This window comes from Brucella anthropi ATCC 49188 (assembly GCF_000017405.1).
In the GTDB taxonomy this organism is placed as follows: Bacteria; Pseudomonadota; Alphaproteobacteria; order Rhizobiales; family Rhizobiaceae; genus Brucella; species Brucella anthropi.
In genome coordinates this window covers 2,752,334-2,779,032 of the sequence record NC_009667.1, presented here as the reverse complement: position 1 = coordinate 2,779,032, position 26,699 = coordinate 2,752,334, and the positions used below count along the sequence as shown (strand labels likewise).

Sequence of the window (26,699 nt, the reverse complement as noted above, 5' to 3'; positions counted from 1 at the left end):
CCGGTAATCTCGCCTAGCCTACGCGCAAGGCTTGATTTTCCCGAACCGGCGCCGCCTATGATCATGATCCGCTCTATCACCTGCATCGTCTCCGGATTTTAACTCTGTTCGAATAAAAATCGGACATGAGGTAGGAAGTACTATAATTTTACTTCATGGCACCTGCATGACCATAACGAGCAAAGAAAGCCCGTTAGAAAATTTGTATTGAGCTGAAGGTAATATTCACCGAATGATTGACAGTCAACTTTGTGGAGCGCAATGTTGGCGTATAAACGGAACGGGTCAGAGCAACAATGACATCTACCGTTCCTCTATATTAGTAAGATCGCAAGGCGTAAAAGGTACCGAGTGATCGAAAGAGCTGCATTCGATAGGGAGTGACAAGATGTCAATTCGAACCATCACCGCCATGGCCGGCACCGCCATCATCATGAGTGCTGCTGCATTTGCCTTTTCATCGCCCGCCAACGCCCTGACGATGAAAGAATGTAGCGCAAAATATCAGTCTGCCAAAGATGCTGGCACGCTTGGCGACATGAAATGGAACGATTTCCGCAAGGCGCAATGTGGAGACGACGCAGATGCTGCCGCAGCACCGTCAGCTCCAGCCAAAAAGGCAACCAAGAGTGCAGCCGCCCCTGCCGCAGACGACAGTGCCAAGGGCCTGACAATGAAGGAATGTAGCGCGAAATATCAAGCTGCCAAAGATGCTGGCACGCTTGGCGGCATGAAATGGAACGATTTCCGCAAGGCGCAATGCGGTGCAAATGCCGCCGCAGCTCCTGCACCTGCTTCTCCAGCTAAGAAAACGGCAAAAAGCACTGCTGCTGATGACAGCGCCAAGGGCTTAACGATGAAGCAGTGCAGCGCCAAGTATCAGGCGGCAAAAGACGCTGGTGTTGACAATGTTGCAAAATGGAACGATTTCCGCAAGGCTGAATGCGGACCTGGTGCAGATCCAGTTGCCTTCAGCACCGACGGTACCAGTGAACCAACTGCCCCAACGGTTGCGGCGCCCAGAGGCGTCAAATTTCCAACGGCAGTTTCTGCAAAGTTTTCGAACGAATCAGCTGGCAAGGCTCGTATGCACACCTGCCTTGAGCAGTATTATAGGCTGAAAGATGCCAATGCATTGGGTGGTTTGAAGTGGATTCAAAAAGGTGGCGGTTACTACAGCCTCTGCAATGCACGCCTGAAAGGCAATTCCTGATCTGATCAGGACTATTCGAATAAGAAGGGGCCTATTGGCCCCTTCTTATTTGGTTCGTGAGAACCAGCCCGCGACCGCGACTGCGAGCCAGCCAAGTATCATCAACGATCCACCTGTCGGCGCGGCCATTGGAAAGAGCCGGTCGCCTATCATATCACGCATGAAGAGGTCGCCGCAGAATAAGGCGAGACCGATCACAAGTAATGCGCCGCCCAGATAAGCGGTACGGCTGAAAGGTACAATGAGAGATAGGACCAGAAATGCGGGCGCATGGCCGAGGAGCAGGGGAGCGATGTTGCCCAGATGGTTCTCTCCACCATGGGCGGCGCCCGCATAAGCGGCAATTGCAAGGGCACCGCACAGTCCGGCAAGCGTGCTGAAAAGAATGTTGGGATACTGGCTATCGGATCGAATCTGCATCTATGGCTCCACCGTTCAGGCAGTTTCACGAGTATCTGCGTGTTTGCGCGCATCCTCCAAAGCGGCGGGTAGGGCAGCTTCAAAGAGATCGAGCTGCTCATCGATGCCGACGCTCACGCGAATACAGCGGTCGAGAACCGGTGCCCCGGGTTTGCGCACGAAGATGTCACGCGCGATTAGCTCGTTGAGAACTGCTGTGGCGAATGCTCCATCCTTACCGCAATCGACGGCAACAAAATTCGTGGCAGATGGGACGGTTGTAAGGCCGTTTGCCTCAGCGATTGCAGCGATGCGATCGCGCCCTGCCTGTATTTTCGCGACTACGTCACGCAGATAAGCTTGATCCTTGAGGGCGGCGATAGCTGCTGCCTGCGCAAGGCGATTCACTGCGAAATGATCGCGAATCTTGTCGAAAGACTTGATGGTTTCGGCGCTGCCGACAACATATCCACATCGGATTCCCGCTAGACCATAAGCCTTGGAGAAGGTGCGCATCCGAAGAATGTTGGGTCGGTCGGTTTCAAAAGGCGGGAAGGCGGACGCTGGCCCTGTTTCGCAATAAGCTTCATCCAGAATGAGGAGGGTGGTTTCAGGAACGCGCTCGATGAAGGATTGAATGTCCGAACCCATATGCCAGGTTCCCATCGGATTGTCCGGATTGGCGAGGTACAGAATTGCAGCATCTTGCTTGCGGGCCGCATCGAGCAGGCCGTCGAGGTTCGATTTGTCGTTGATATAAGGAACAGTAACCAGGTTTCCGCCATAACCCGCAACGTGGTAGTTGAAGGTTGGGTAGCCGCCCAGCGAGTTGATGACCCTGTCACCTTCCTGAACATATTGTCTGACTACCAGCCCGAGCAAGGCGTCGACACCTGCTCCCGGCATTATGTGTTGCGGCTTTACGCCGTGATGTGCGGCAATGGCATGGCGCAGTTCATAGTTTTCAGGATCGCCATACTTCCAGATTTCGCTCGTTTCGGTCCGAATTGCATCAAGGACAGACGGCGCTGGACCAAAACTGCTTTCATTCGCGCCGACCCGTGCCTTGAAAGGCTTTCCGCGCTGTAGCTCCAGCGTTTCGGGGCCGGTAAAAGGAACAGTAGAAGGCAAGCTTGCGACGAGTGGTGTAAGGCGAGGCGATCCCATGGCGATTTCCAGTCGATTCTCAGTCCATCAACGTGTGAGGAGGGCAGTCGAAGAGCTGGAGAAAATCTTATCCACCTACGCCTGTCCAGCTCGGAAGGCATAGCAACTTGTAGTGACTGGTGCCATCACAATGATTCTAGTCGATTGAATAATCCAAGCGAACGATCAGGCTTGCTGCCCGCCGATCGAGTTAAACGATAAGGATCTGCAGAGTGAAACGGGTCGGAACCCGAACATCTGCACGCCTCAGGCGCGCGTGCGCACCGTCGGTGTCTCACAACCACAAGCACAACGCGCAGTGCCGGAGCCATCAAAAACGCCTGTCGATCTGATTGAATCAGATCGACGTTCCAAGCATTCAACCATATCGCACCTTGTCCGAAACCGGTTTACCCATTCCGAGATGCGTTTGAGTGGACCTCGAGCACTTTCACGCATGAATCGAGATCATGTGTCGCCAAATGGGCGTAACGCATGGTCATCTGGAGTGTCTGGTGCCCCAGCCACATCTGAACACGACGGATATCGATCCCGCCCCGGACGAGACGGGATGCGCAGGTATGACGTAAAATATGCGGAACGACCTGATCGTCCGTACCAAGACCGACTTCCATCTTCGCTTCATTCCAGATCTGGCGGAACCGGACCTGATTGAGCATGGAGAAGGGGCCTTTGAGCTTCTCATGCGGGATATGTGCAGCCTTGCGGGCACGGCGGGTGAGTGGGACATTGCGGCTGCGATTTGATTTGGTGAGCCAGAACGTAACCCGCTGATCTTGAACATCGTTCCAGGTGACACCGATTGCTTCTCCAAGGCGGCAGCCCGTGTCGACAAGAAAAAGGGAAAGCCGATAACTGTCTTCACAGCGCGACTTGATCGCGGCGAACAGGCGCTTTTCTTCCTCATATTCGAGGAATCGAATACGTCCCACACGCTCCTTCTGCCGGACGAATTCCGGTAGATTAAAGATATCTCCCATCTTGTGCGCCTTTCGCAGCAGCTTGCTCAGCGCAGCCATCTTTCGATTGATGGTTGCATTGCTGTTGCCACGCTCACGAAGCGAACCGATGACGGAATCAAGCATTTGCTGATCGAAACCTGAAAAGCGTTCGCCCTTCAAAATCTCATCAATCTCGCCGAGAAACGACTTCACATTATACTTGTGTGATCCATCATCCCACAGGATGTTGACATATTTCCCCGTCAGTTCCGCCACCGAAAATTGCTCGACAAGCCGGTGGTTCGGACTTTTGCTGGATGTGTACTTTAAGTTGTAGTCGACTATCGGCGCAAACTTGTCGCCTGTGTCGATCTTCGTTTCCCCAACGACGATCATTGCACGCCCCCCTTCTTCTTGTAGGACGTACAACTAATGAAATAATTCCCGGAGCACAAGATAAGTGAGCTAACTTTATGCGGAGACATGATTGGACCTTTCTAAAAGACCATGTTTGCCCCCAGCTTTCTGTCGTCCCCGAATTCCCCTCGTTTATCGATCCTTTTCGAAACTCCCTGTTCGAAAGGATCGTGTCACTTAATCGTAAGCGGTGTTTCAAATGGATGAGCGCCAACGGTTTCCCGTTGGCGCATTTTTTCAACGTCGTTCTTATTAGAACGAGCGCTGGAAGCGAAGCATGCCCTGGAATGCATCCTTGGTAACACGCAGAGGATGGTCATCGTCCCAGCGGGTGTAAGAGACTTCAGGCGTAATGGTGAAGCCCGGAACCAGCTGATAGGCAACGTTTGCGGTAACTGCGGTCTTGCCCCAGTCTTCGTATGCAGCCTGCACGTTGATGACAGCCTTTTCAGAGGCCTTGTACTTCAAGCCACCCCAGACGGCCCAGTCACCGCCCCACTGACCATACATCTGATCGTTAGACTCTTCCGAGGAATAACCAGCCTGTACCCAGACAGAGAACTGGTCGGTGAGGTTTACGTCACCGCGAACTTTAGCCGCCCATTCTTCAATAACGGAGTCATAAGCAACTACAGCTGCGATCGCACCCCAGCCACCGGCATACTTCACGCCACCAACAACGTGCGGAACATAATCGTTGACAACGTAGCCTTCGCCGCCTTCTTCCAGAGCAACAGTTGCCGAGAAGCCGTTGCCGCCAGTGAAGGTGTAAGAAATCTTGCCAGTACGATAAGCACCTGCAGCTACAACATCGTCGTTGATGACATCGCCAAGATAGCCAGTGAACGTATGGAACGACGATTCGTCGAGACCTACGCGAAGGCCGCCCAGTTCGATGTAAGCGAATTGCAGCGTGGTCGACTGACGATCAGCACCATAGCCTTCAAAACCGGTGTCACCGAGATTGCCTGGAACGGCATCCCACTGAAAGCGGTTTTCGGTAAACGTACGAAGAGTACCCAGTTCCGTTTCAGTCGCAGTATGCGTGCGCAGTGCGAAACGTGCACGCTTCACCCAGCCACCCAGTTCAACGCCGGAGTAGGCATCATCGCCACCCTTTACGTCGTAACGAACGTAACCGGAAATACGCAGGCAGGTTTCGGTGCCTGGGATGTAGAAGTAGCCAGCGCCGTAAGCATCGCAGACGCGGACATATTCAACGGCTTCTGGCTCTGGCGCGACGATTGCGTCGGCAGCCTGAGCGCCGGAAGCTGCAACCAGAGCTGCAGCGGAGCCAAGGAGAAGGCTCTTGATGTTCATTTCTGACCTCCAGTCAAGAATCGGAGGCTTTCGAAATAAATAAGTATTTTCAATGTGTTATAGAGTTTGCAGATTCGGGACTCAAAAAGTCAGCAAATCGGAAGTGATCCGACATGCGTCGAATACGGGGCGTAAAAGCACGGAATCGCACATCGCGTGGCAATCTGGATCTGATTTTTATGAAGAGATTTGCTTGAGGCAGCTGGCGGAGAGGATGGGATTCGAACCCACGAGACCCTTATGAGGTCTACTCCCTTAGCAGGGGAGCGCCTTCGACCACTCGGCCACCTCTCCGGTAAGGGCGAGATAGCTGGTACGCTTTGTCATTTCAAGCGAATTGCGCGCCAACTGGTAAAATTTCCTGCGAATTATCGCACTTTATATATACGCAATCAGGAATATGCGTGGAATCGGCCGCTTTCACCAGGCGTCGGCAGCCTCATTTCGAGCTGTATAACAAAGAAAGATTCGCACCCAAATCAGCTAATGTGGCAATACGCGACGGTGCTTTGACATATTCTCCACTCGGAGCACGGGAAGTCATGGATTCGCGGGCTGAAAACCGCAACGATGCCAAATATCGCGTGTTTTCAAGCGTTAAGACCCGTTAATTCGCGTTCACTCATGTTAATAAACCCTAAATAGCCCACCCTGAAACGGGCAATTTCGTGTCTTTTCTGCAACAACCCTCCCTCATAGAAGCACCAGAAAGGTTGGGAGAGTGTATTCGATGTTGAAACGAAGGAACGGGCGAGTATCTTCACATCCAGAAGAAGGAGCGCTTCGGGGCGACTTTTTCAAAAGGGGATGGGGACAGGTTGTCCTTCAGCCAAATCAGAATGCCCAGACCCATTTTTAACTTTGACTGGAGGTCAGAAATGAACATCAAGAGCCTTCTCCTTGGCTCCGCTGCAGCTCTGGTTGCAGCTTCCGGCGCTCAGGCTGCCGACGCAATCGTCGCGCCAGAGCCAGAAGCCGTTGAATATGTCCGCGTCTGCGATGCTTACGGCGCTGGCTACTTCTACATCCCAGGCACCGAAACCTGCCTGCGTATCCATGGTTATGTTCGTTACGACGCAAAGGGTGGCGATCGCGTTTACGCTCGTACGCCTGGCGATCTGGACCGTGACACCTGGGGCAAGAACGCCCGTGCAACGCTCCGCTTCTCGACCGCTTCGGAAACCGAGCTCGGCACTCTGAAGACCTTCACCGAACTGCGTTACAACTGGAACGGCGGCGGCGACGGCGAAGAAGACGCATACGGCTCGAGCGAAAACAGCTCGCTGCGTTATGCTTACATCCAGCTCGGCGGCCTGCGCGTTGGTCTCGATGAATCGGCCTTCGTAACCTTCCCTGGTTACCTCGGCAACGTCATCAACGACGACGTGATCCTCGCTGGCGGCTACCGCACCAACCTCATCAGCTACACCTTCACCGGCGGCAACGGCTTCTCGGCTATCCTGTCGCTCGAAGAAGGCGGCAACGGCGACTCCGACGTTGACGTAACGCTGAACGACTACACGCCGCACATCGTTGGCGGTCTGAAGTACGCTGGTGGCTGGGGCTCTATCGCAGCTGTTGCAGCTTACGACGCTCGTAACGAAGAGTGGGCTGGTAAGGTTCGCGGCGACGTTAACATCACGGACCGTTTCTCGGTTTGGGTACAGGGCGGCTACAAGTCCAACGACGACACCTATGCAGTTGACCGCGCTGGTTACTCCTACCGCGTAATCGACTCGTTCTACGGCACGTGGGGCGGCGACTGGGCTGTCTGGGGTGGCGCTGCATTCAAGGCAACCGAAAAGGCTACCTTCAACCTGCAGCTCGCTTACGACGACACCAAGACCTTCGCAGCAACCGCAAACGTTGCTTACGAACTGGTTCCTGGCTTCACGATCACCCCGGAAGTTTCCTACACCAAGTGGGATGACGAAAACATCAGCCTCGACGGCGAAGATGCTTTCCAGGGCATGATCCGCTTCCAGCGCTCGTTCTAATCCCTCTGGGATTGTTCAAAAAGAACCCGGCAGCATCGCTGCCGGGTTTTTTGTTTGCGGATTTTTACGTTTGTGATCTTGCCTTTGCGGGAAACTCGGTCTTTGTACGAATAGAAAGCGGGACGTGTTCGCCGCTTTGCATCCGATGATTTCCAGCGTGGAGATGCCACGATATGTTCAAATGGTTTTGGCCCGGTGTAACGTGGACCGCAGCGCTGACAGCACTTGCGCTCTGGTTTGGTGCAGACCGGGTCGAGACGGACATCGCAACACGTACTGGCGAAGCACTCACTCCTTTTATATGGACCGGTTTCGACGTCGATGGTCGCGACGTCACGCTGAAAGGCATAGCGCCCGATCCAGATACGCAATCCGCTGCGCGGGATGCGCTTGAAAAGGTAAGAGGGATTCGGGAGATCACCGACTTGACGAGTGTTCTGCCGCTCGTTTCACCCTACCAGCTACAGATAAAGAAGAGTGCCGACGGCATAGTCCTGTCTGGTTCAGTACCGGACAACGATGTTAGAGACCGTATCATGACGATCGCCGAAAGCGCGGCTCCTGGCATTCCGCTCGATGACGAGATGGCTGTAGGGCGAGGCAGTCCCGCAAACTTTGTTGATTCGGTGGAGTTTGCTTTGCAACTCGTTTCTGACCTGACGAAAGGGGAGATCGAGATGTCCGATCTCAATATCTCGATCAAGGGCGAGACTGCAGACAATGCCGGCTATCGAAAGATACAAGCCCAATTGGACCAGCCGCTGCCCTTTGGCCTGAAATTGGAACGAGCCGAAATTCGCGAACCTTGATTAAATCGCAGGGAGGGCTGAGCAGATTTGGATCCTCGTCCCCCGTTAGTTTTCTGTTCGGAATTGACAGTCCGCCTGTTCGGGCCTTTCCTTTCTCTTTATGAATAGGCATAGCGGATCATATCTTCCGTTTCCGGAACAGAAGGCGGGCCTGACAATGCTTTATCTAGCCGTATCGTTTTGGCCGGTTCTCGTTGCGGCGGTTCTTATCGGTGCGGGCGTGGGCTGGTTGACCGGTCCGAAGTAGTGGCGGCAAATTGGGGCGGGGAAAATTGACGGCGAATATGTTCGTCGGATTTGAGTAATTTGGAGTACGAGGAAACCATATGCCGTTGCTGATTGTTCAACTGGCTGTTCTTGTCGCCATCGCTTTCGTTATAGGCTGTCTTTTGGGCCGGTTCGTGCGGCGCAGAGGTGCGTCGATACCAGACCGTGAGCGCACGATCATTGCAGCGGCGCATGCTACATTGCCTGTCGATCAAAAGCCGGAAGCGGTGACGCAGACCAAAATACCGGAGAAGGTTGCAGAACCCAAGGCTTCGCCCCAGCCGAGCGAACCAGAGAAGCCTCAAATGAAAGCCGTGCCGGACGCAGAAGTCGTCGGAAATTGGCCTTCGCAAACGGAAAAGCCGGATGTGAATACGGAACCGGATCAGGATCCGGGGCGTCCAGAGCTTCTGGATGCTGCACGCCTTGGAAAGCCTGATGATCTGACAGTCGTTAAGGGTATTGGTGGGGCAGTTCAGGGGCTGCTCAACGGGATCGGCGTGTTTCACTACGACCAGATTGCCAGCTGGAACGATGACGAATCACGCTGGATCGAACGGAGTATAGGTTTTCCACGCCGCGTGGAGCGCGAGGATTGGATCGCACAAGCCACGAAACTGGCGAATGCAGCAAATAAAGCCAGCGCAAGGAAATCGGAAAAGCCCGGCAAAACAGCCGCTAAACCAAAATCGCGACGGACAAAAAAAGCAGGCGAATAGCCTGCTTTTTCATTTCAGAGCATTTCTACCATCTCAATATAGGCGCGAGATGTTTTAGAGCATGTCTCCCAAAAGTGGGAACCGGTTTTGGGATAAAGACATGCGTGAAAACAAAGAGATAGAGCGGTTCTAGCGACTTCGTTTTAACCGGAACCGCTCTAGCGGCGACCGTAAATCAGATCGGTCTGTATATCCGCACTTCCGGTCAGGCGGGCCTTATAGACTTCGTAGTTTTCCATCACGCGCTGAACATAGTTGCGTGTCTCGGAGTAGGGGATACGTTCGATCCAGTCGACGACCTGATCGATAGGCTTGCCACGTGGATCGCCATATTTCTCGACCCATTCGGATGCGCGGCGAGGGCCTGCATTGTAACCGGCGAAGGTAAGAACGTAAGACCCATTGAAACGGTCAAGCTGCTCGCCGAGGAAATGGGCGCCAAGCGTCGCATTATACCCTGCATCCGTCGTGAGGCGTGGCGCGGAGAAGCTCATGCCGTTGCGGGTCGCCACGCTTTTGGCCGTTGCTGGCATAAGTTGCAGCAGACCGCGTGCGCCAGCTTTTGAAACCGCGCCGACGTTGAATTCACTTTCCTGCCGGGCAATAGCATAGGCTAGAGCCTTACCTGATCCGCTTATATTGGCATTGGCGGGAATTGCGCCAAGCGGATGCGAGAGAGCACCAACATCAAGACCTCGCAATGCAGCATTTTTGCCGACGCGCAGCGCCAGATAGTGGTTCTCGTCGCGCTCGGCCATGACCGCCAGCAGAGCCAGTTCGCCGACACTGTCGAGTTCCTGCGAAAGCTGATTGTAGAGCGTCGTTGCGCGACTGCTATAGCCGACCTGTTCCAGCCGCTTGATTGCCTGCACGGCGGGACGGCCCGCAAACCGCGCGCGATCCGCTTCCGTTGGTCTTGGATAGATAAGCTCAGGTGCTTTTTCGCTCAGTTTGGCTGCCGAAAGCTGTCCGTAAAATGTTGTGCCGAAATGGGCGGAGCGGCGATAATAGTCGCGCGCATCGCCACCGCTACCTGCTTCGGCCGACCGTCCGAGCCAATAGAAAGCACGAGACGCCGAAATCGGACGCGAGGAGATTTCTGCGATCTTGGCAAAATGTGGCGCAGCCGTCTTCGGCTGGTTCAGGGCGCGCAGTGCATACCATCCGGCATGGAATTCCGCTTCTGCGGCCATTGTGGGCGATTCGGCGGCGTGGGCCGAAACCAGCTTGTAGGCGAGCTGCGGTTTGCCAAGGTCGAGCAGTTCCCGTGACAGGATGCGGCGTTCGACCCACCAGGCATCCGGATCGACAAGCGCCGACGCCTGACGTGGTGCCTTGAGCATGAGGTCTGTCGCCTCGTTATAGCGTTCGGCGCGACGCAGATAGCGAATCTTCAGGAACTGATAGGCGGCGTTTCCCTGCCACGTGCGGTCGACGTCCGCTATCGCCTTGGCGGCATTCGGAGACTTCTGTGCTACTGCCGCAAAAGCGTTGTAAAGCGATTGGGCCTGTGCCGGACCTGCAAGCAGTTTTGCGGACTGCATACGGTCATTATAAAGAGAACGCAGAATACGGCGCTGATGATCTTCGCGCGTCAGAACGTCAGAGAACTCTTTCAGGATCTTTTGCTCGTCATCGGCTGATAAGCGCTGTGTAGCCCACCATGGTGAAAGCAGTTCGCGCGCTTTGCCCGCATTTCCAGTGCTGACATAGGAGCGGGCAAGAAGAATCATGCCTTCTGTAGTCTGCGGGCGCGTATTGCCGAATGTTGCGATTACGGTCGCAGGAGCTGGATTTTCCTTGAACAAGGCCCGTTCAGAGTTACGGCGCAGAACCGATGTCCCCGGCCAGCCGCGCAAATCTGTTGCCGCCGCTGCAATTTCAGCGCTCGGCACACCATCAAGACCGGACGTCGCGATAGCCCACGTCAGAATCTGGCGGTCAAGCGAACCACGAGGCATCCCGTTGCGGAATGCGATAGCACTTGCCGTGTCACGGGAGGAAAGGGCATCAAGCCCGCTTTTCAGCGTTCCACCAATCGCTGCCGGGTTTTCCATACGGCTGACTGCTGACGTCACGACCGGATCAGGCGTGGCCGGACGCGGTTTCGGTGTCACCAGATTCATCGGCGACTGGTGTGTCGTCGTCGGTGCAAAGGGACGCGCAAGCGGGGTGGGAACGCCGGACGGCAGCGAGGATTGGGCGAGCGAAATCACCGGCTGCAGAGCAACCGCAACAAAGCAACTCGCGAGGAGAGCTTTTCTTTTCAGGGATATCGCTGCGACTTGTTTTGACATTGGCTAACTAGAACAAAGACTTGGTTGATGTGCAATATGTTGTTGAAATCCGGCTTTTCTTAGCCCGGTTTTTGACTGGCTATTTCAATGATGAGGATAGGCTCAAGGAATGAATCTATCCTTAATAAAGCGTTATCGCTTCGGTGTTGCCGCATCTTGGTTGTTTCGGGCCGCCGATGTTTCTAAAGGCAATCGAGCGAATAGCCGGTGGAGCTTGGGGATCGCTTTAAATTTTGTCGCAAAACTGCCGTATTGCCCTTGTTTTGCCTGTGTACCCCGCTTGCTCCACTCGTGTGGCAAGACTATTGTGCAACGCCTCAACCCGGTCAGAAGCCCCAGAGTGATCCCAAGCTGATCGGTGGAATGAGGTCCAGTCTTTCTTTTTTCAGGAGTTCACTAATGCTGAAGGGCTCAATTACCGCGCTTGTCACGCCATTCGATTCCGAAGGAGCGTTCGACGAGAAAGCCTTTCGCGCATTTGTAAACTGGCAGATCGAAGAAGGCACCAAAGGGCTCGTCCCAGTCGGCACGACTGGTGAAACACCGACCCTGTCGCATGACGAGCACAAGCGCGTCATTGAGGTTTGCATTGAGGTTGCAGCTGGTCGCGTTCCCGTGATCGCCGGTGCAGGTTCCAACAATACTGTGGAAGCGATCGAACTGGCGCAACATGCCGAAAAGGCTGGCGCTGATGCCGTTCTCGTCGTCACGCCTTACTACAACAAGCCGAACCAGCGTGGTCTTTACGAACATTTTTCGCGTGTGGCCCGCTCCATTTCGATCCCGCTCATCATCTACAATATTCCCGGTCGTTCGATCGTCGACATGACACCGGAAACGATGGGCGCACTCGTTCGCGATCACAAGAACATCGTGGGCGTCAAGGATGCGACTGGCAAGATCGAGCGCGTATCCGAACAACGCGCAACCTGCGGCAAGGATTTCATCCAGCTTTCCGGTGAAGACGCAACGGCTCTTGGTTTCAACGCCCATGGCGGGGTAGGGTGCATTTCGGTGACGTCCAACATTGCGCCGCGTCTTTGCGCCGAATTCCAGGATGCATGTCAGGCCGGCGATTTCTCCAAGGCACTCGAATTGCAGGATCGCCTCATGCCGCTGCACAAGGCACTCTTCATCGAGCCAAACCCGTCAGGCCCGAAATATGCGCTGTCGCGCCTCGGCCGCGTGGAAAATGCCTTGCGCTCGCCGATGGTGACTGTGGAAGCCGCGACGGCAGAGAAGATCGATCAGGCCATGAAGCATGCGGGTCTGGTCAACTGACCCGTCAAGTTTACCGCTTTCGCTGATTTTTACGCTCCCGTAGCTTCGGGAGCGTTTTCATTTCAGGCATTGCACATTATATGGTGCCATCATGAACAAGCCCAAGAATTCTCCTGTGCGCAAAATCATCGCGGAAAACCGCAAGGCGCGCTTCAATTTTGAAATTCTAGATACGCTCGAAGCCGGTCTCGTCCTGACCGGCACCGAGGTCAAGTCGCTGCGCGCCAATCAGTCCAACATAGCGGAGAGCTATGCGAGCTTTGAGAATGGCGAGTTCTGGCTTATCAATTCCTATATTCCGGAATATACGCAGGGCAATCGTTTCAACCATGAGCCGCGGCGCTTGCGCAAACTGCTCATCAGCAAACGCGAAATGTCCCGCCTGTTCAACTCGGTATCACGCGACGGGATGACCGTGGTGCCATTGAAGCTTTACTTCAATGATCGGGGTCGCGCGAAGCTGGAACTGGCGCTGGCGCGAGGCAAGAAGACTCACGACAAGCGCGAGACGGAAAAGAAGCGCGACTGGAATCGTGAAAAGGCTCGCTTGATGCGGGATAAGGGATAAAGATCAGCAAAGTATGAGAGCGCCTCAGGCGCTCTTTTGATTCAGATAGTCGCGTACATTCCGGAATACGGTTCGGAACATGGTATCCGTCAACCGCCCGGTATTGGTGTTATAGCGCGAGCAGTGATAGCTGGAAAAAATGCGCAGGCTGCCAATGTCGCTTGCCCGGTCGTGACCGAAGGGATGTCGCGCAACCGGCGCACCAAGTGCACGAACCGTCGATTGATGCGCAATCGTTCCCAGTGTGACGATTGCCTGCAGATTCCGAAATCGGGTCAGCATCGGCAACAGGAATTGTCGGCAATTGTTGATCTCGGCGCCGATGGGCTTGTTTTCCGGCGGCACGCAGCGCACCGCATTGACGATGCTGGCATCCAGCAGGCGCAAACTGTCGTCAGGACGAGCCTCGAACTTGCCAGTGGCAAAACCGAATTCACACAGTGTGCTGTAGAGCAGATCACCGGCATAGTCGCCGGTGAAGGGGCGTCCGGTTCTATTGGCGCCGCGCAAACCTGGCGCCAGCCCCACAATCAGGAGCCGAACATCGTCATCATGCGCTGGCAGAAACGGTGGAACCGGTGAATTATGCCACGAAGGCTCCTTGCGGCGCCATTCCTGCAGGAATGCGTGCAGCCTGGGGCAGATATCACAGTTGGGAGATGGTTCGGAAATCATGCCCCTGCATGAACCGGCTCGACGACGGCGTCAATAGCTGTCGTCGAGATCGTCATCCTGGCGGCGCGGTGCGCGTTCCGACGGATCGCGGCCAATCTCAGCCTTGAGCGAGACCAGATCGATGAAATGATCGGCCTGGCGGCGCAGTTCATCGGAAATCATGGCCGGCTGGGTGGTGAGGGTCGAGACAACCGAAACCTTGCGGCCCTTGCGCTGAAGTGCTTCGGCAAGTGAGCGGAAATCGCCGTCGCCTGAGAAAATCACAAAATGGTCGACTGTATCGGTGAGCTGCATGGCATCGACTGTCAGTTCGATGTCCATATTACCCTTCACCTTGCGACGCCCGGTGGAATCCGTGAATTCCTTGGCAGCCTTAGTGACGACCTTGTAGCCGTTATAATCCAGCCAGTCGATCAGCGGGCGGATCGAGGAATATTCCTGATCTTCAACCAATGCCGTATAGTAATATGCACGAAGCAGATAGCCACGCTTCTGAAATGCCTTCAAAAGCTTCCGATAATCAATATCGAACCCCAGAGTTTTCGAGGCGGCGTATAAATTGGCGCCATCAATAAAAAGGGCAATTTTTTCACGAGAATCGAACATCGTGCAATATATCCACTCTACGGCCGGACGGGAGTGGACCGACGACCGCTTATCAGTTTGTTTTCTAAACGGCGGGTGGTATCAAATTTTACCAATGCGTTTATTGCCTTCTAAGGATATATCACAGAAAAACAAGCAACCATGGGTTGTTATTTACCTGCACAAAATTACCTATAAGGGAGTCTTGTCTCAGTAATCCCGTTCTGGCTTACAAAATATTGTGCCGTTTTGACGCGCCGCCGTGTTTTATCGGGTGAATCCATGAAATTGACGTTCTTTTGGCAGATTTCATGAGGTGAGGCACGAGCAATTCCGCTTTTGCTTGTAATTTGGCTCCACAAGCGTTATGTGGGGAAAAATCCAATAAAGTTCGAGAAATGAAAGGGACCGCGCATGGCCCGCGTCACTGTTGAGGACTGCGTAGATAAGGTCGAGAACCGTTTTGAACTGGTTCTGCTGGCTGGTCACCGTGCTCGCCAAATTTCCCAGGGTGCACAGATCACCATCGACCGCGACAACGACAAGAATCCTGTTGTTGCTCTGCGCGAAATCGCTGATGAAACCCTGTCGCCCGATGATCTGAAGGAAGATCTCATCCACTCTCTGCAGAAGCATGTGGAAGTCGACGAGCCAGAAGCCGCTGCGCCTGCACAGATTGCTTCGTCTTCGGAAGAAGTTGCAGAAGGCATTGCAGACGCTGCCGAGGAAGATATGGTTGCTTTCGACCGTATGTCGGAAGAAGAGCTGCTCGCCGGTATCGAAGGCCTCGTCGCACCAGAGAAGAACGACGACTTCTAATCGTCGTTCGAATTATTTCTCTTTGTGCATGCGTCGCGACTTTCCAGTCGCGGCGCATGTTTTTATGCGCCGACGGTTTACACACTGACTGGTCGAGAAGTTTCTGAATGCTTGTTGCCGGTTAGAATGACCAGATGACGAGCGATTTCTGCCGGAAATTAATATTGTCGGCAGAAAATTAAGCCTAAACGTCGAGAACTATTCGATTTTCGGCGATTTTGGGTCACAATGCCCGGTATGTGTGCAGGTACAAGTACCGGTTTCGAAAGGGAGTTCTCGTAGATGATGCGCCAATATGAGCTTGTGGAGCGTGTTCAGCGATACAAGCCTGACGTGAACGAGGCGCTTCTCAACAAGGCATATGTCTATGCCATGCAAAAGCATGGCAGTCAGAAACGAGCTTCCGGCGATCCCTATTTCTCCCATCCGCTCGAAGTCGCTGCGATCCTCACCGATATGCATCTCGACGAAGCGACGATTGCAATCGCGCTCCTGCACGACACGATCGAAGATACGACGGCCACCCGTCAGGAAATCGATCAGCTCTTCGGCCCTGAAATCGGCAAACTCGTCGAGGGACTGACCAAGCTCAAAAAGCTCGACCTCGTTTCAAAAAAAGCAGTGCAGGCGGAAAACCTTCGCAAGCTGCTTCTGGCGATTTCAGAAGATGTCCGCGTGCTTCTGGTGAAGCTTGCGGATCGCCTGCACAATATGCGCACGCTGGGCGTGATGCGGGAAGACAAGCGCCTGCGTATTGCCGAAGAAACGATGGATATCTATGCGCCGCTTGCTGGCCGCATGGGTATGCAGGATATGCGGGAAGAGCTCGAAGAGCTGGCCTTCCGCTATATTAATCCGGATGCATGGCGCGCCGTGACGGATCGCCTGGCCGAGCTTCTGGAAAAGAACCGCGGCCTGCTGCAGAAGATCGAAAAGGACCTGTCCGAGATTTTCGAGAAGCATGGCATCAAGGCCAGTGTGAAGAGCCGCCAAAAGAAGGCGTGGTCGGTTTTCCGCAAGATGGAAACCAAGGGCCTTTCCTTCGAGCAGCTTTCCGACATTTTTGGTTTCCGCGTGATGGTCGACACCACGCAGGATTGCTATCGGGCACTCGGTCTCATTCATACGACGTGGTCGATGGTTCCGGGCCGGTTCAAGGATTATATTTCCACGCCTAAACAGAACGATTACCGGTCGATCCACACCACCATCATCGGTCCGTCGCGCCAGCGTATCGAGCTACAGATTCGCACACGCGAAATGGATGAGATTGCGGAGTTTGGTGTCGCAGCCCACTCGATCTACAAGGATCGTGGCAGCGCCAATAATCCGCACAAAATGTCGACCGAGACCAATGCTTATGCATGGCTGCGCCAGACAATCGAACAGCTTTCAGAAGGCGATAATCCGGAAGAGTTCCTCGAACACACCAAGCTTGAGCTCTTTCAGGATCAGGTCTTCTGCTTCACGCCCAAAGGCCGCCTCATTGCTCTGCCGCGTGGTGCGACGCCGATCGATTTCGCCTATGCCGTTCACACCGATATCGGTGACAGCTGCGTCGGTGCGAAGGTCAACGGGCGCATCATGCCGTTGATGACCGAACTGAAGAACGGCGATGAGGTCGATATCATCCGTTCCAAGGCGCAGGTTCCCCCTGCTGCCTGGGAGTCGCTTGTTGCAACCGGTAAGGCGCGCGCAGCCATTCGCCGAGCGACCCGTTCGGCTGTTCGCAAACAGTATTCGGGGCTTGGCATGCGCATTCTGGAACGCGCATTCGAACGTGCCGGTAAGCCGTTCAGCAAGGATATTCTGAAGCCAGGACTTCCGCGTTTGGCACGCAAGGATGTAGAGGATGTGTTGGCCGCAGTCGGACGTGGTGAGCTGCCGTCAACCGATGTGGTCAAGGCGGTCTATCCTGACTATCAGGACACACGCGTCACATCGCAGAATAGTCCGGCGAAGACTGGCGAAAAGGGCTGGTTCAACATCCAGAACGCCGCCGGCATGATCTTCAAGGTGCCCGAGGGCAGTGAGGATGCAGCGAAGACCGATGCGGAAGCCGTGGCGAAGCCCGGGAAAAAGGCGCTGCCGATTCGCGGCACCAATTCGGACCTGCCTGTGCGCTTTGCACCGGAAGGGGCCGTGCCAGGAGATCGTATCGTCGGTATCCTGCAGCCCGGCGCCGGTATAACGATCTATCCGATCCAATCACCTGCACTGACGGCCTATGACGATCAGCCGGAACGTTGGATCGACGTGCGTTGGGACATCGATGATCAGATGAGTGAGCGTTTCCCGGCTCGCGTCAGCGTATCGGCCATCAATTCGCCCGGCTCTCTGGCGGAGATCGCGCAGATCGTGGCTGCCAACGACGCGAATATTCACAATCTCTCCATGGTACGCACCGCACCGGATTTCACCGAGATGATTATCGATGTCGAGGTTTGGGACCTCAAGCATCTCAACCGTATCATTTCCCAATTGAAAGAAAGCGCGAGCGTCAGTGGCGCGAAACGCGTGAACGGATAGGACTAAGATGAACACCGAAGATGTGCTTGCCGTCTTCCGCGAAGCGGGAGCGATCCTTGAAGGCCACTTTATTCTTACGTCAGGCCTGCGCAGTCCTGTTTTCCTTCAGAAGGCGCGTGTTTTCATGCATGCCGACAAGACGGAAAAGCTATGCAAAGCGCTTGCAGAGAAAATCCAGGCGGCAGATCTTGGACCTATCGATTATGTGGTTGGTCCGGCAATTGGTGGCTTGATTCCCTCCTACGAAACTTCACGCCATCTGCGTGTTCCGTCGGTCTGGGTAGAGCGCGAGAACGGTGTGTTCCGCCTGCGTCGTTTCGATGTGCCGAAGGGAGCGCGAGTCGTTATCGTGGAAGATATCGTCACGACCGGACTTTCCATCCGCGAAACGATCGACTGCATGAAGGACCTCGGCATTGAAGTTGTGGCTGCGGCCTGCATCGTCGACCGCTCGGCGGGCAAGGCGGATGTTGGCACGAAGCTGATTGCTCTCGCCGAATATGAAGTTCCGGCCTATCCTGCGGATAAATTGCCGCCGGAGCTTGCTGCAATTCCGGCTGTGAAGCCCGGTAGCCGCAACATTTAAACAAGCACACCGACGGCTTTTGAAACGCTGCGGGGGACGATACACCCCTGCGGCGAAATTCCGCTTTGCCGGACGCGTTCTAGTTACCTATTTAAGGGGTAACTGCAAAAACGTTCTTCCAGCTTCCACAAACAGGGTTCCATCGTGAGTGTAGCGCCTATCAGATTCGACCCCAGATCGCCTTACCGTGCGCCATGTGGGGTATGCGTGGATTGCGATGTCCGACGAACGGCGGTTTGTGCGGCACTTGACGACGGCGATCTCGGTGCTCTCGAAGCAATCATGACGTCCAAGCGTCTCGATGCCAATGAGCAGCTGGTGGAAGAGGGGGAGCCGAAGCGCCGTGTCTTCAGCCTGACCTCCGGCATGCTGCGAATCTACACGTCGCTTCCGGATGGACGTCGGCAGATTGCAGGTTTCCTGTTCCCTGGCGACTATCTCGGTCTGGCTGACGACGAGACGTACTCCCAGTCTGCTGAAGCGGTCGTACCGTCGGTTTTGTGTGCGTTCTCCACCAGAGAGATGGATGATCTGATGGAGCGTTTCCCGAAATTGAAGGAGCGCCTGCACCAGATGACGCGGGCAGCTCTTCGCACGGCGCGCGACAATCAGCTGGTTCTCGGGCGCCTTGCGCCGGTGGAAAAGCTTGCGAGCTTCCTTCTGGTGCTGTCCGCGCGGGCTGAAAAGCGTGGTGAGAAGCCGAACCCGGTGCATCTCTCGATGAACCGTACCGATATTGCCGATTATCTCGGCCTGACCATTGAAACTGTCAGCCGGAGCTTCACAAAGCTGAAGACTCAGGGGCTGATCCAGTTGCTTGACGCCAATACGGTTGAGATCCTGTCCCGCCGGTCTTTGGCGGCCGTTGCCGGAATGGACCCGGAAAACCTCTGAATTCAAGCTGCCATCCCTAAAAGCCGGGTGTATTTCCGTTGATTCAAATCAATGCAGCACCCGGCAGAACAGCCTATTCCTGACCATAGAGATTGATGCGATCCGTTTCAGGATTGCACGTTCAAAATGGGGAAAACAGGTGCTGTTGTGGCTGGGAATTGCAATATCGGCTGTCATGCATGCGGGCTTCCTTGCCGCATCATGCCGTCTTGCCCCGCGGAATGTCGCCCCGGTTCTGGTGCGCGCATATCCGGCAGGGCCTCGCCGGAGCGCCCGACGCTTAAGGTGGACGCGCTATGCATGAAGAAGCGATAAGACGCTACGCCGCGTTGGCGGTTCCCAGATACACGTCCTTTCCGACAGCTGCTGATTTCATGCCTGTGGGGGTCGATACGACTCATCGTTGGTTGCGTCAGATCGGGCCGGAAGAAAGCGTTTCCCTTTACATCCATGTGCCTTATTGTCGGCAGCTCTGCCATTATTGCGGTTGTCATGCCAAGATGGCGGTCCGCAACGACGTGGTCGAGAACTTCTGCACTTCTTTGCTCAGCGAAATCGAAACTGTCAGCAAGAGCCTGACAGCACGGCCCAATGTCGTCCATCTTCATTGGGGCGGTGGTACGCCCTCAATTTTGAACCCGCGTCAGTTTACGAGCATTCTGGCCGCTCTGCGCGTTGCGTTCGATTTTGCGCCTGAGATGGAACACGCCATCGAGCTTGACCCGCGCACGGTTACCCCACAGCTGGTGCAAACGCTTGCGCTCATGGGAGTCAACCGCGCCAGCCTCGGCGTACAGGATGTCGATGCCGAGGTTCAGAAAGCCATCGGTCGCATTCAGCCGATAGAAACGGTTGCTAAGGCTGCAACTCTGCTGCGGGAAGTCGGCATTGATCGCCTCAACTTCGATCTTATCTACGGCCTGCCGTTGCAGACCGTCGAGACATTGCGTGAGACTTGTGAAAAGGTTGCAGTGCTCAAGCCTGACCGTGTTGCCTGCTATGGTTATGCGCATCTTCCGCAGCGGCGCGCCAATCAGCGCCTGATCGATGCAAGCCTTCTGCCCGATGCTGACGAGCGCTTCGCTCAGGCACGTGTCGTGGCGGACAGCTTCATCGGTTTCGGCTACGAGCCGGTGGGGATCGATCACTACGCATTGCCGGATGACAATCTGGCCGTCGCTGCGCGCAATGGAACGCTGCACCGGAATTTCCAGGGCTATACGGATGATCGCTGCCAGACATTGATCGGTCTCGGACCGTCATCGATTTCGCAATTCCCCGGTGGCTATGCCCAGAATATCTCGGACGTGAAGCAATATTCCAAGCGGGTTGAAGCGGGCGACCTTGCAACGGTTCGCGGTTATGCCATGCGCGAAAGTGACCGCATCCGTGCCGGAATCATCACAGCCCTGATGTGCAATTTCCGGGTCGATCTGAATACCACGGCGCCGGGCGTGGAGTTTTCCGATGAGCTGGCCTTGTTGCGACCTCTGGTGGCTGACGGGCTTGTGGAAGTCCGCAGTGGTGTCATCAGCGCAACAAGCGACGGCAAGCCGCTGATCCGTCTGGTTGCGGCTGCTTTCGATGAATTTCGCAGGGAGACGATGCACGGCTTCAGTTTCGCCGTCTGAACTTGCGTTGGAACAAAGAGATAGAGCGGATGATGCTCTATCAAGAGAATGCTGCTGCACCGGGCCGTCAAAAGGTCAGTAGCATGGGAGCACCGCCGTTGGGGGACGTGCGGTGCTCCACTATTTTGAGCACAGCCCGAGGAGCGTGAACTGCTTCTCGGGCTGTGCGTTTTCATATGGGTCAGGCCTTGCGGTTCTTTTCCAGCTTGGGCAGGAAAATCGTCAGCAAGCCGAGCAGCGGCAGATACGAGCAGATGGTGTAAACATACTCGATGCCCTTGTGATCGGCCACGATACCGAGGACGGCGGCTGCGATACCGGCCATGCCGAAAGCAAAGCCGAAGAACAGGCCTGACACCATGCCGACGCGTCCTGGCAGCAATTCCTGTGCGAACACCACGATTGCCGGGAAGGCTGAGGCGAGGATCAGGCCGATGATAACCGTCAGTATCGCCGTCATTTCCAGGTTCGCATAGGGCAGGGCCAGCGTGAACGGCAGGACGCCGAGGATCGATGCCCAGATCACCTTGCGCGCGCCGATCTTGTCGCCGATCGGACCACCGATGATCGTTCCCGCAGCTACTGCACCGAGGAACAGGAACAGAAGCAGCTGCGATGCCTGCACCGTCACGCCGAAATGGCTAATGGTGTAGAAGGTGTAGTAGCTCGTCAGGCTGGCCATGTAGATGTACTTGGTGAAGACCAGCATTGCCAGAACGCCAACGGACACCAGAACCTTGTTGCGTGGAAGCGGAAGGGTCTTGTCGGGCTTCGCCTTGCTGGCATTGGCAATCCGGTAGCGATTATACCAATTGCTGACATACCAGAGCAGCATCATGCCGATCAGTGCGGCGACGGAGAACCACGACACGCTGATCTGGCCGAAAGGCAGAACGATGAACGCTGCCAGAAGCGGGCCAATCGACGAGCCGAAATTGCCGCCCACCTGAAACAGGGATTGCGCGAAGCCATGACGCCCACCCGAGGCAAGACGCGCCACGCGAGCTGCTTCCGGATGGAAGACGGACGAGCCGAAACCGACAAAGGCCGCCCCCAGAAGCAAGATCGAATAGTGATGTGCCGTTGCCAGAAAGATCAGCCCGACAAGCGTACAGCCCATTCCGAAAGGCAGGGAATAAGGCATCGGCTTGCGGTCGGTATAGATACCCACGAGCGGCTGCAGGATCGATGCCGTCATCTGGAAAGTGAATGTCAGGAGGCCGATCTGCCAGAATGACAGGCTGTAGTTATCCTTCAGCATCGGATAGATGGCAGGAAGGAGCGACTGCATCATGTCGTTCAGGAAATGGCCCATGCTTGTGGCCAGAATAATAGCGAGGACAGTATTATCCGCGCCGCTGTTTGATGGCTGCTGTGCAGCACTCATGCTCATACTACTTCTCCGAAGATGAAAGCCGGTCTTCAGAGCCTGTTCCGAAAGTCGCCCTGTGTGGCTGCAAATGGCAATTTGTCTGCGTTCCGGTGCTCATGTAGCTTTCTCTGGTGCGTAGTCTTATCCGAAAAGTCTGCAACTTTTCGGGACCATGCTTAGAAGTACATTGCGCTCCGGTACTCGAAAATCACCATTTTCGCACACACATGACGCTTTTTGATCCAGGCTCTCAGGCATATTTCCTGCAGATACCATCCGAAAACAGGAAACAAGACCCTCAAGAAAATTACGGGGTGTTGATGAGAAACCAGCGAAAATTCGCGAATTTGACGTCTGAACCGGTACTTGTCCGATTCAAACGTCAAATTCATTCCGCCAGCGAATGTCGCGACCCATTCTCAGCAAGCCATTAATAGGACTATTGCCTCTCGCCCGCTTTCGTGATTTGGTCCAATAGTTTCGAGAGTGGGCCAAACGCAGGGCAGAACTGCAATGAAACCAAAGTCTCCGCCGGGGCTTTTACTGCCGGGAAGCGAGGAACTGCAGAAGTTCCACGAGCAGCGTATTGCCATGCTGGAAGGCATGAGCGGGCCAGTGATTGCCTTGCCGACACGCTATCCCGACGGCTATTTTGTGCCGCGCCACCGTCATAGCCGGGCACAACTTCTCTGCGCCTCACAAGGAGTGGTGCTGGTGACGACGGATGCTGGACGCTGGATGATTCCCAGTGACCACGCCATGTGGATACCGGCAGGTGTGGAGCACTCGGTCGAAATCCTCGGCGAAGTCTTCATGCGGTCGATTTACATCTGCGTCGATGCCGTCTCGGGCGTACCGGATTATCTCCACGTGGTCGGGCTTACCGATCTCATGCGATGCCTCATAACGGATGCAACGACGCAGGACAGCACGCCGGAACCGGATAGCCGTGATGCTCTGGTGATCGAACTGATCCTGCGGGACCTTCACACATTGCCGCAACGCTCGCTGGGCCTGCCTTTTCCATCGGATCCGCGCTTGCAGAAACTGTGTCGTGAATTCGTGAAAAAGCCTTCTTCGCGCGCCACAATTGATGACTGGGCGGACAGGATGGCGATGAGCCGGCGCTCGTTCACCCGGCATTTCCAACGGGAGACTGGCGTAAGCCTTTCAGTCTGGCGCCAGCAGGCCTGTCTTTTTGCGGCAGTTCCCCGCCTGGCAGAAGGGGAGGCGGTGACGAGCGTGGCACTGGATTTGGGTTATGACAGCGTTTCCGCTTTCACGACGATGTTCCGCAGGATGCTCGGTGTTTCGCCGCGGTTTTATTTGCCTCGACTGGACACTGTTCCGTTTGAGCGCAGCGACAACGCCGCAGTTTTGGCCGAATAATAACAATTGTCTCCGCGATGGGAGAGCATTAATAGAAGCGCATGCTGTTTCAACGCCGTAATCCTCCGACCAGAAAAGAGCGCTTAAGGCTTCTGGTCTGGCCGCGCCGCTCCTTCTCCCGTTCCTTCCGGTACGGTGGCAAGCGGATTCTGCGCATCACTGCCTCGCCTCATGCTGTCGCAGCTGGTTTGGCCGTGGGCGTGTTTTCGGCGTTCACGCCTTTCTTTGGCTTCCATCTCATCATCGCAATCGTGCTGGCCTATTTCCTTGCCGGAAATATTGCCGCCGCGGCACTTGGCACGACGCTTGCCAATCCGCTGACCCTGCCATTCATCTGGGGCAGCACATTCGAGCTGGGCCGCTTCATCATGAATGGAAGCATCGACGATGCTCCGCCAGTTCATCTCGGGCGGGCGCTGGAAACCATGCATCTCGATGAAATCTGGACGCCGCTTTTGAAGCCGATGCTATTCGGCTCAACGATTCTGGGCGCAGCATTCGCTGTCGTGGTCTATTTCGTTACCCGGTTTGCCGTCTCGGCCTTCCGCCGTCGCCGTATCGAACGCCTTGCCGAAAAGCATCGCCTGCACCGCGAACAGGAGCTTCAGAAAGTATGATCGTCGGTATAGGCAGCGATCTCATCGATATTCGTCGTGTCGAAAGCGCGCTGGAACGACACGGCGATCGCTTTCGCAACAGGGTTTTTACCGAGGTCGAGCAGAAAAAATCGGACGGGCGCAAGCAGCGTGCTGCATCTTATGCAAAGCGCTTTGCGGCGAAGGAAGCCTGTGCGAAGGCGCTTGGAACTGGCATAGCTCAGGGCGTTTTCTGGCGGGACATGGGTGTGGTCAATGCCCCTTCCGGAAAGCCCACCATGCATTTGACCGGTGGTGCGGCGAAGCAGCTGCAGAAACTCTTGCCCGCCGGAACACGCGCCGCCATACATCTGACAATTACCGATGATTTTCCTCTCGCGCAGGCGTTCGTGATCATCGAAGCCCTGCCTGAGTGTCTGAATCAAAATGCGTCAGGCCGCAGCGAGAATGGTGATTTTCGAGAACCGGAGCGCAGTGTACTTAAAGGTACATGAGCACCGGAAGCGCAGAAAAATGCCATTTGCAGCAAGGCATGGCGACTTTTGGATCAGGCACAGAGACGAAATAGTTGTGGTTGTGACAGGTAAACTCCTGCTCATAATCGTGCGATAAACCGGCGTTCTGCCGGTGGCCTGATTGCGTCATGCATTCATAGTCGTTATTAGATCGCGTTATCGGAAGCGGAGATACAATGAGCGTGTCCAGCAAGAGTGAGACAAAAAAATCCGGCGGCCTTGGCGAAACCATCAGCGTTATCGTGCAGGCGCTGCTGCTGGCACTGGTCATACGCACCCTTCTTTTCCAGCCTTTCAGCATACCGTCGGGCTCCATGCGCCCCACGCTTCTCGAAGGCGATTATCTGTTCGTTTCGAAATATGCCTATGGCTATTCGCGCTATTCACTGCCGTTCGGACTGGATTTGTTTTCAGGTCGCATCTGGAGTGCCGAACCGAAGCGCGGTGACGTGGTGGTGTTCAAACTGCCGAGCGATCCTTCCGTCGACTACATCAAGCGTGTAATCGGCCTGCCGGGTGATCGTGTGCAGATGCGCGGTGGTGTGCTTTATATCAATGATCAGGCGGTCAAGCGCGATCGCATCGGCACGATCAACAATCCCGATGTCACCGAACAGAACCGTCCCGTCGAAGTCTATCGTGAAACCTTGCCGGACGGCGTGACCTACGACACGCTTGATCTGTCGCCAAACTCCATCGGTGACGATACGCGTGTTTTCGAGGTTCCAGCCGGCCATTACTTCATGATGGGGGACAATCGTGACAACTCGCTCGATAGCCGTTTCGGCGTTGGCTATGTTCCGTTTGAGAATCTTGTCGGGCGCGCAAACATCATCTTCTTCTCGATCGCCGACAAGGCGAGCCCGCTGGAAATCTGGAAATGGCCGACTGATGTGCGCTTTGGCCGACTGTTCAGTTCAGTCAATGCCGCGCCTCATACAGCTGTAACCGGAAACTGAAATGGCTTCGGCAAATCAGGCAGCAGCAATCCTGGAGGAGCGCACCGGACACCGTTTTCTCAATTTGAAACGGCTGGATCGTGCGCTCACCCACTCAAGTGTGCAGGCGCCATCGCGCGCAAATTATGAACGTCTCGAATTTCTCGGGGACCGCGTTCTGGGACTGACCGTCGCGGAAATGCTGTTCGATGAGTTTCCGGACGCATCCGAAGGTGAACTGTCGGTTCGCCTCAATGCGCTGGTGAACGCAGAAACCTGTGCGGCGATTGCCGATGAGATCGGTCTCGCCAACCTCATCCATACCGGTTCCGATATCAAGTCGCTGAATGACAAGCGTCTTTTGAATGTCCGCGCCGATGTTGTCGAAGCACTGATCGCCACGATCTATCTCGATGGCGGACTGGAGGCCGTGCGGCCTTTCGTCAAGCGCTACTGGGAGAAGCGGTCTCTGCAAACGGGCGCTGCCCGCCGTGACGCCAAGACGGAACTGCAGGAATGGGCACACCAGCAGGGCAACGTCCATCCTTCATACGCCATCATAAGCCGCACCGGTCCGGACCATGATCCGCTGTTTGCGGTGGAGGTTACGGTCAAGGGCTTTGCCACGGAAACGGGTGAGGGGCGTTCCAAAAGAATAGCCGAACAGAATGCGGCGGAAGCGATGCTTTATCGCGAAGGCGTCTGGAAGCGTGACGATTCCGCTTGATGCAAGAGTTGGCGTTTTTTAAGTCGAGATCGGTTATAATCAGTCAAT

At 55.1% G+C, this 26,699-nt stretch carries 23 protein-coding genes, 1 tRNA gene and 1 pseudogene; 16 read left to right on the top strand and 9 right to left on the bottom strand.

Annotated elements, in window-relative coordinates:
- The first annotated feature begins 388 nt into the window (after positions 1 to 388).
- Positions 389 to 1,213, top strand: a complete 825-nt coding sequence (locus tag OANT_RS13750) for a hypothetical protein (protein WP_012092427.1) — start codon at positions 389 to 391, stop codon at positions 1,211 to 1,213.
- A gap of 45 nt (positions 1,214 to 1,258) precedes the next feature.
- Here the strand turns inward: OANT_RS13750 and OANT_RS13745 are convergent, their stop codons facing one another.
- From OANT_RS13745 to OANT_RS13725, 5 genes are all read right to left on the bottom strand, one after another.
- A complete protein-coding gene (locus OANT_RS13745) occupies positions 1,259 to 1,633 on the bottom strand; it encodes a DUF423 domain-containing protein (RefSeq protein WP_012092426.1) in 375 nt (124 codons plus the stop codon).
- A gap of 15 nt (positions 1,634 to 1,648) precedes the next feature.
- A complete protein-coding gene (locus tag OANT_RS13740) occupies positions 1,649 to 2,779 on the bottom strand; it encodes a pyridoxal phosphate-dependent aminotransferase (RefSeq protein ID WP_012092425.1) in 1,131 nt (376 codons plus the stop codon).
- Between the two features lie 389 nt (positions 2,780 to 3,168).
- On the bottom strand, positions 3,169 to 4,116 hold the full coding sequence (locus tag OANT_RS13735) for a tyrosine-type recombinase/integrase (protein ID WP_012092424.1): 948 nt from the start codon (positions 4,114 to 4,116) through the stop codon (positions 3,169 to 3,171).
- 273 nt (positions 4,117 to 4,389) lie between these two features.
- Complete coding sequence (locus tag OANT_RS13730) at positions 4,390 to 5,457, bottom strand: porin (protein WP_010661621.1); 1,068 nt, start codon at positions 5,455 to 5,457, stop codon at positions 4,390 to 4,392.
- A 203-nt stretch (positions 5,458 to 5,660) separates the two neighbouring features.
- A tRNA-Ser gene (locus tag OANT_RS13725) sits at positions 5,661 to 5,751 on the bottom strand.
- Between the two features lie 584 nt (positions 5,752 to 6,335).
- On the opposite strand from OANT_RS13725, the gene OANT_RS13720 reads away from it, so the two are divergent.
- The 3 genes from OANT_RS13720 to OANT_RS13710 all read left to right on the top strand — a co-directional run bounded on the left by OANT_RS13720 (position 6,336) and on the right by OANT_RS13710 (position 9,249).
- Complete coding sequence (locus OANT_RS13720) at positions 6,336 to 7,454, top strand: porin (RefSeq protein ID WP_012092423.1); 1,119 nt, start codon at positions 6,336 to 6,338, stop codon at positions 7,452 to 7,454.
- Positions 7,455 to 7,627: 173 nt separating this feature from the next.
- Positions 7,628 to 8,263 (top strand): BON domain-containing protein, encoded by a 636-nt coding sequence (locus OANT_RS13715; RefSeq protein ID WP_012092422.1) that lies wholly within the window; start codon positions 7,628 to 7,630, stop codon positions 8,261 to 8,263.
- A 326-nt stretch (positions 8,264 to 8,589) separates the two neighbouring features.
- Positions 8,590 to 9,249: a helix-hairpin-helix domain-containing protein gene (locus tag OANT_RS13710; RefSeq protein ID WP_012092421.1), complete on the top strand. Its 660-nt coding sequence runs from the start codon at positions 8,590 to 8,592 to the stop codon at positions 9,247 to 9,249.
- 158 nt (positions 9,250 to 9,407) lie between these two features.
- Here the strand turns inward: OANT_RS13710 and OANT_RS13705 are convergent, their stop codons facing one another.
- Positions 9,408 to 11,546: a lytic transglycosylase domain-containing protein gene (locus OANT_RS13705; RefSeq protein WP_012092420.1), complete on the bottom strand. Its 2,139-nt coding sequence runs from the start codon at positions 11,544 to 11,546 to the stop codon at positions 9,408 to 9,410.
- Positions 11,547 to 11,945: 399 nt separating this feature from the next.
- Here OANT_RS13705 and dapA point away from each other — a divergent pair, with 399 nt between their 5' ends.
- Together dapA and smpB are read left to right on the top strand one after the other, a co-directional pair.
- Positions 11,946 to 12,827, top strand: a complete 882-nt coding sequence (gene dapA, locus OANT_RS13700) for a 4-hydroxy-tetrahydrodipicolinate synthase (RefSeq protein WP_010661626.1) — start codon at positions 11,946 to 11,948, stop codon at positions 12,825 to 12,827.
- Between the two features lie 91 nt (positions 12,828 to 12,918).
- The gene (smpB, locus tag OANT_RS13695; RefSeq protein ID WP_010661627.1) at positions 12,919 to 13,395 is read left to right on the top strand and encodes an SsrA-binding protein SmpB; all 477 of its coding nucleotides are present in this window, start codon (positions 12,919 to 12,921) and stop codon (positions 13,393 to 13,395) included.
- 24 nt (positions 13,396 to 13,419) lie between these two features.
- Here smpB and OANT_RS13690 read toward each other — a convergent pair whose 3' ends face one another.
- Together OANT_RS13690 and OANT_RS13685 are read right to left on the bottom strand one after the other, a co-directional pair.
- The gene (locus OANT_RS13690; protein WP_010661628.1) at positions 13,420 to 14,070 is read right to left on the bottom strand and encodes a uracil-DNA glycosylase; all 651 of its coding nucleotides are present in this window, start codon (positions 14,068 to 14,070) and stop codon (positions 13,420 to 13,422) included.
- A gap of 30 nt (positions 14,071 to 14,100) precedes the next feature.
- Positions 14,101 to 14,676 carry a LabA-like NYN domain-containing protein gene (locus tag OANT_RS13685; protein WP_012092419.1) on the bottom strand — a complete coding sequence of 192 codons (576 nt, stop codon included), beginning with the start codon at positions 14,674 to 14,676 and terminating at the stop codon, positions 14,101 to 14,103.
- Positions 14,677 to 15,069: 393 nt separating this feature from the next.
- Here OANT_RS13685 and rpoZ point away from each other — a divergent pair, with 393 nt between their 5' ends.
- The 5 genes from rpoZ (at position 15,070) to hemN (ending at position 21,114) form a co-directional block, all read left to right on the top strand.
- A complete protein-coding gene (gene rpoZ, locus OANT_RS13680; RefSeq protein ID WP_012092418.1) occupies positions 15,070 to 15,474 on the top strand; it encodes a DNA-directed RNA polymerase subunit omega in 405 nt (134 codons plus the stop codon).
- A 282-nt stretch (positions 15,475 to 15,756) separates the two neighbouring features.
- On the top strand, positions 15,757 to 18,003 hold the full coding sequence (locus OANT_RS13675; protein ID WP_012092417.1) for a RelA/SpoT family protein: 2,247 nt from the start codon (positions 15,757 to 15,759) through the stop codon (positions 18,001 to 18,003).
- Between the two features lie 7 nt (positions 18,004 to 18,010).
- Positions 18,011 to 18,589 carry an orotate phosphoribosyltransferase gene (gene pyrE, locus OANT_RS13670; RefSeq protein WP_010661632.1) on the top strand — a complete coding sequence of 193 codons (579 nt, stop codon included), beginning with the start codon at positions 18,011 to 18,013 and terminating at the stop codon, positions 18,587 to 18,589.
- Positions 18,590 to 18,733: 144 nt separating this feature from the next.
- A complete protein-coding gene (locus tag OANT_RS13665; protein WP_012092416.1) occupies positions 18,734 to 19,483 on the top strand; it encodes a helix-turn-helix domain-containing protein in 750 nt (249 codons plus the stop codon).
- A 296-nt stretch (positions 19,484 to 19,779) separates the two neighbouring features.
- A complete protein-coding gene (hemN, locus tag OANT_RS13660; RefSeq protein WP_012092415.1) occupies positions 19,780 to 21,114 on the top strand; it encodes an oxygen-independent coproporphyrinogen III oxidase in 1,335 nt (444 codons plus the stop codon).
- Between the two features lie 181 nt (positions 21,115 to 21,295).
- On the opposite strand, the gene OANT_RS13655 is transcribed toward hemN, so the two are convergent.
- Positions 21,296 to 22,507: an MFS transporter gene (locus OANT_RS13655; protein WP_010661635.1), complete on the bottom strand. Its 1,212-nt coding sequence runs from the start codon at positions 22,505 to 22,507 to the stop codon at positions 21,296 to 21,298.
- A 522-nt stretch (positions 22,508 to 23,029) separates the two neighbouring features.
- On the opposite strand from OANT_RS13655, the gene OANT_RS13645 reads away from it, so the two are divergent.
- From OANT_RS13645 to rnc, 5 genes and pseudogenes are all read left to right on the top strand, one after another.
- Positions 23,030 to 23,875 (top strand): AraC family transcriptional regulator, encoded by an 846-nt coding sequence (locus tag OANT_RS13645; protein ID WP_029376309.1) that lies wholly within the window; start codon positions 23,030 to 23,032, stop codon positions 23,873 to 23,875.
- Between the two features lie 41 nt (positions 23,876 to 23,916).
- Entirely contained in the window at positions 23,917 to 24,492 is a 576-nt protein-coding gene (bspA, locus tag OANT_RS13640; RefSeq protein WP_012092414.1) for a type IV secretion system effector BspA, read from the top strand.
- Positions 24,489 to 24,881: pseudogene (gene acpS / locus OANT_RS13635) on the top strand (holo-ACP synthase); the annotation flags it as partial. The gene bspA and the pseudogene acpS, both read left to right, overlap by 4 nt.
- A gap of 281 nt (positions 24,882 to 25,162) precedes the next feature.
- Positions 25,163 to 25,945 (top strand): signal peptidase I, encoded by a 783-nt coding sequence (lepB, locus tag OANT_RS13630; protein ID WP_010661640.1) that lies wholly within the window; start codon positions 25,163 to 25,165, stop codon positions 25,943 to 25,945.
- Position 25,946: 1 nt separating this feature from the next.
- Entirely contained in the window at positions 25,947 to 26,651 is a 705-nt protein-coding gene (rnc, locus tag OANT_RS13625) for a ribonuclease III (protein WP_010661641.1), read from the top strand.
- Positions 26,652 to 26,699 lie beyond the last annotated feature (48 nt).

Coding starts and splice junctions, on each gene's coding strand:
- OANT_RS13750 (WP_012092427.1), top strand. CDS start 389: ATGTCAATTCGAACCATCACCGCCATGGCCGGCACCGCCATCATCATG.
- OANT_RS13745 (WP_012092426.1), bottom strand. CDS start 1,633: ATGCAGATTCGATCCGATAGCCAGTATCCCAACATTCTTTTCAGCACG.
- OANT_RS13740 (WP_012092425.1), bottom strand. CDS start 2,779: ATGGGATCGCCTCGCCTTACACCACTCGTCGCAAGCTTGCCTTCTACT.
- OANT_RS13735 (WP_012092424.1), bottom strand. CDS start 4,116: ATGATCGTCGTTGGGGAAACGAAGATCGACACAGGCGACAAGTTTGCG.
- OANT_RS13730 (WP_010661621.1), bottom strand. CDS start 5,457: ATGAACATCAAGAGCCTTCTCCTTGGCTCCGCTGCAGCTCTGGTTGCA.
- OANT_RS13720 (WP_012092423.1), top strand. CDS start 6,336: ATGAACATCAAGAGCCTTCTCCTTGGCTCCGCTGCAGCTCTGGTTGCA.
- OANT_RS13715 (WP_012092422.1), top strand. CDS start 7,628: ATGTTCAAATGGTTTTGGCCCGGTGTAACGTGGACCGCAGCGCTGACA.
- OANT_RS13710 (WP_012092421.1), top strand. CDS start 8,590: ATGCCGTTGCTGATTGTTCAACTGGCTGTTCTTGTCGCCATCGCTTTC.
- OANT_RS13705 (WP_012092420.1), bottom strand. CDS start 11,546: ATGTCAAAACAAGTCGCAGCGATATCCCTGAAAAGAAAAGCTCTCCTC.
- dapA (WP_010661626.1), top strand. CDS start 11,946: ATGCTGAAGGGCTCAATTACCGCGCTTGTCACGCCATTCGATTCCGAA.
- smpB (WP_010661627.1), top strand. CDS start 12,919: ATGAACAAGCCCAAGAATTCTCCTGTGCGCAAAATCATCGCGGAAAAC.
- OANT_RS13690 (WP_010661628.1), bottom strand. CDS start 14,070: ATGATTTCCGAACCATCTCCCAACTGTGATATCTGCCCCAGGCTGCAC.
- OANT_RS13685 (WP_012092419.1), bottom strand. CDS start 14,676: ATGTTCGATTCTCGTGAAAAAATTGCCCTTTTTATTGATGGCGCCAAT.
- rpoZ (WP_012092418.1), top strand. CDS start 15,070: ATGGCCCGCGTCACTGTTGAGGACTGCGTAGATAAGGTCGAGAACCGT.
- OANT_RS13675 (WP_012092417.1), top strand. CDS start 15,757: ATGATGCGCCAATATGAGCTTGTGGAGCGTGTTCAGCGATACAAGCCT.
- pyrE (WP_010661632.1), top strand. CDS start 18,011: ATGAACACCGAAGATGTGCTTGCCGTCTTCCGCGAAGCGGGAGCGATC.
- hemN (WP_012092415.1), top strand. CDS start 19,780: ATGCATGAAGAAGCGATAAGACGCTACGCCGCGTTGGCGGTTCCCAGA.
- OANT_RS13655 (WP_010661635.1), bottom strand. CDS start 22,507: ATGAGCATGAGTGCTGCACAGCAGCCATCAAACAGCGGCGCGGATAAT.
- bspA (WP_012092414.1), top strand. CDS start 23,917: ATGCTGTTTCAACGCCGTAATCCTCCGACCAGAAAAGAGCGCTTAAGG.
- lepB (WP_010661640.1), top strand. CDS start 25,163: ATGAGCGTGTCCAGCAAGAGTGAGACAAAAAAATCCGGCGGCCTTGGC.
- rnc (WP_010661641.1), top strand. CDS start 25,947: ATGGCTTCGGCAAATCAGGCAGCAGCAATCCTGGAGGAGCGCACCGGA.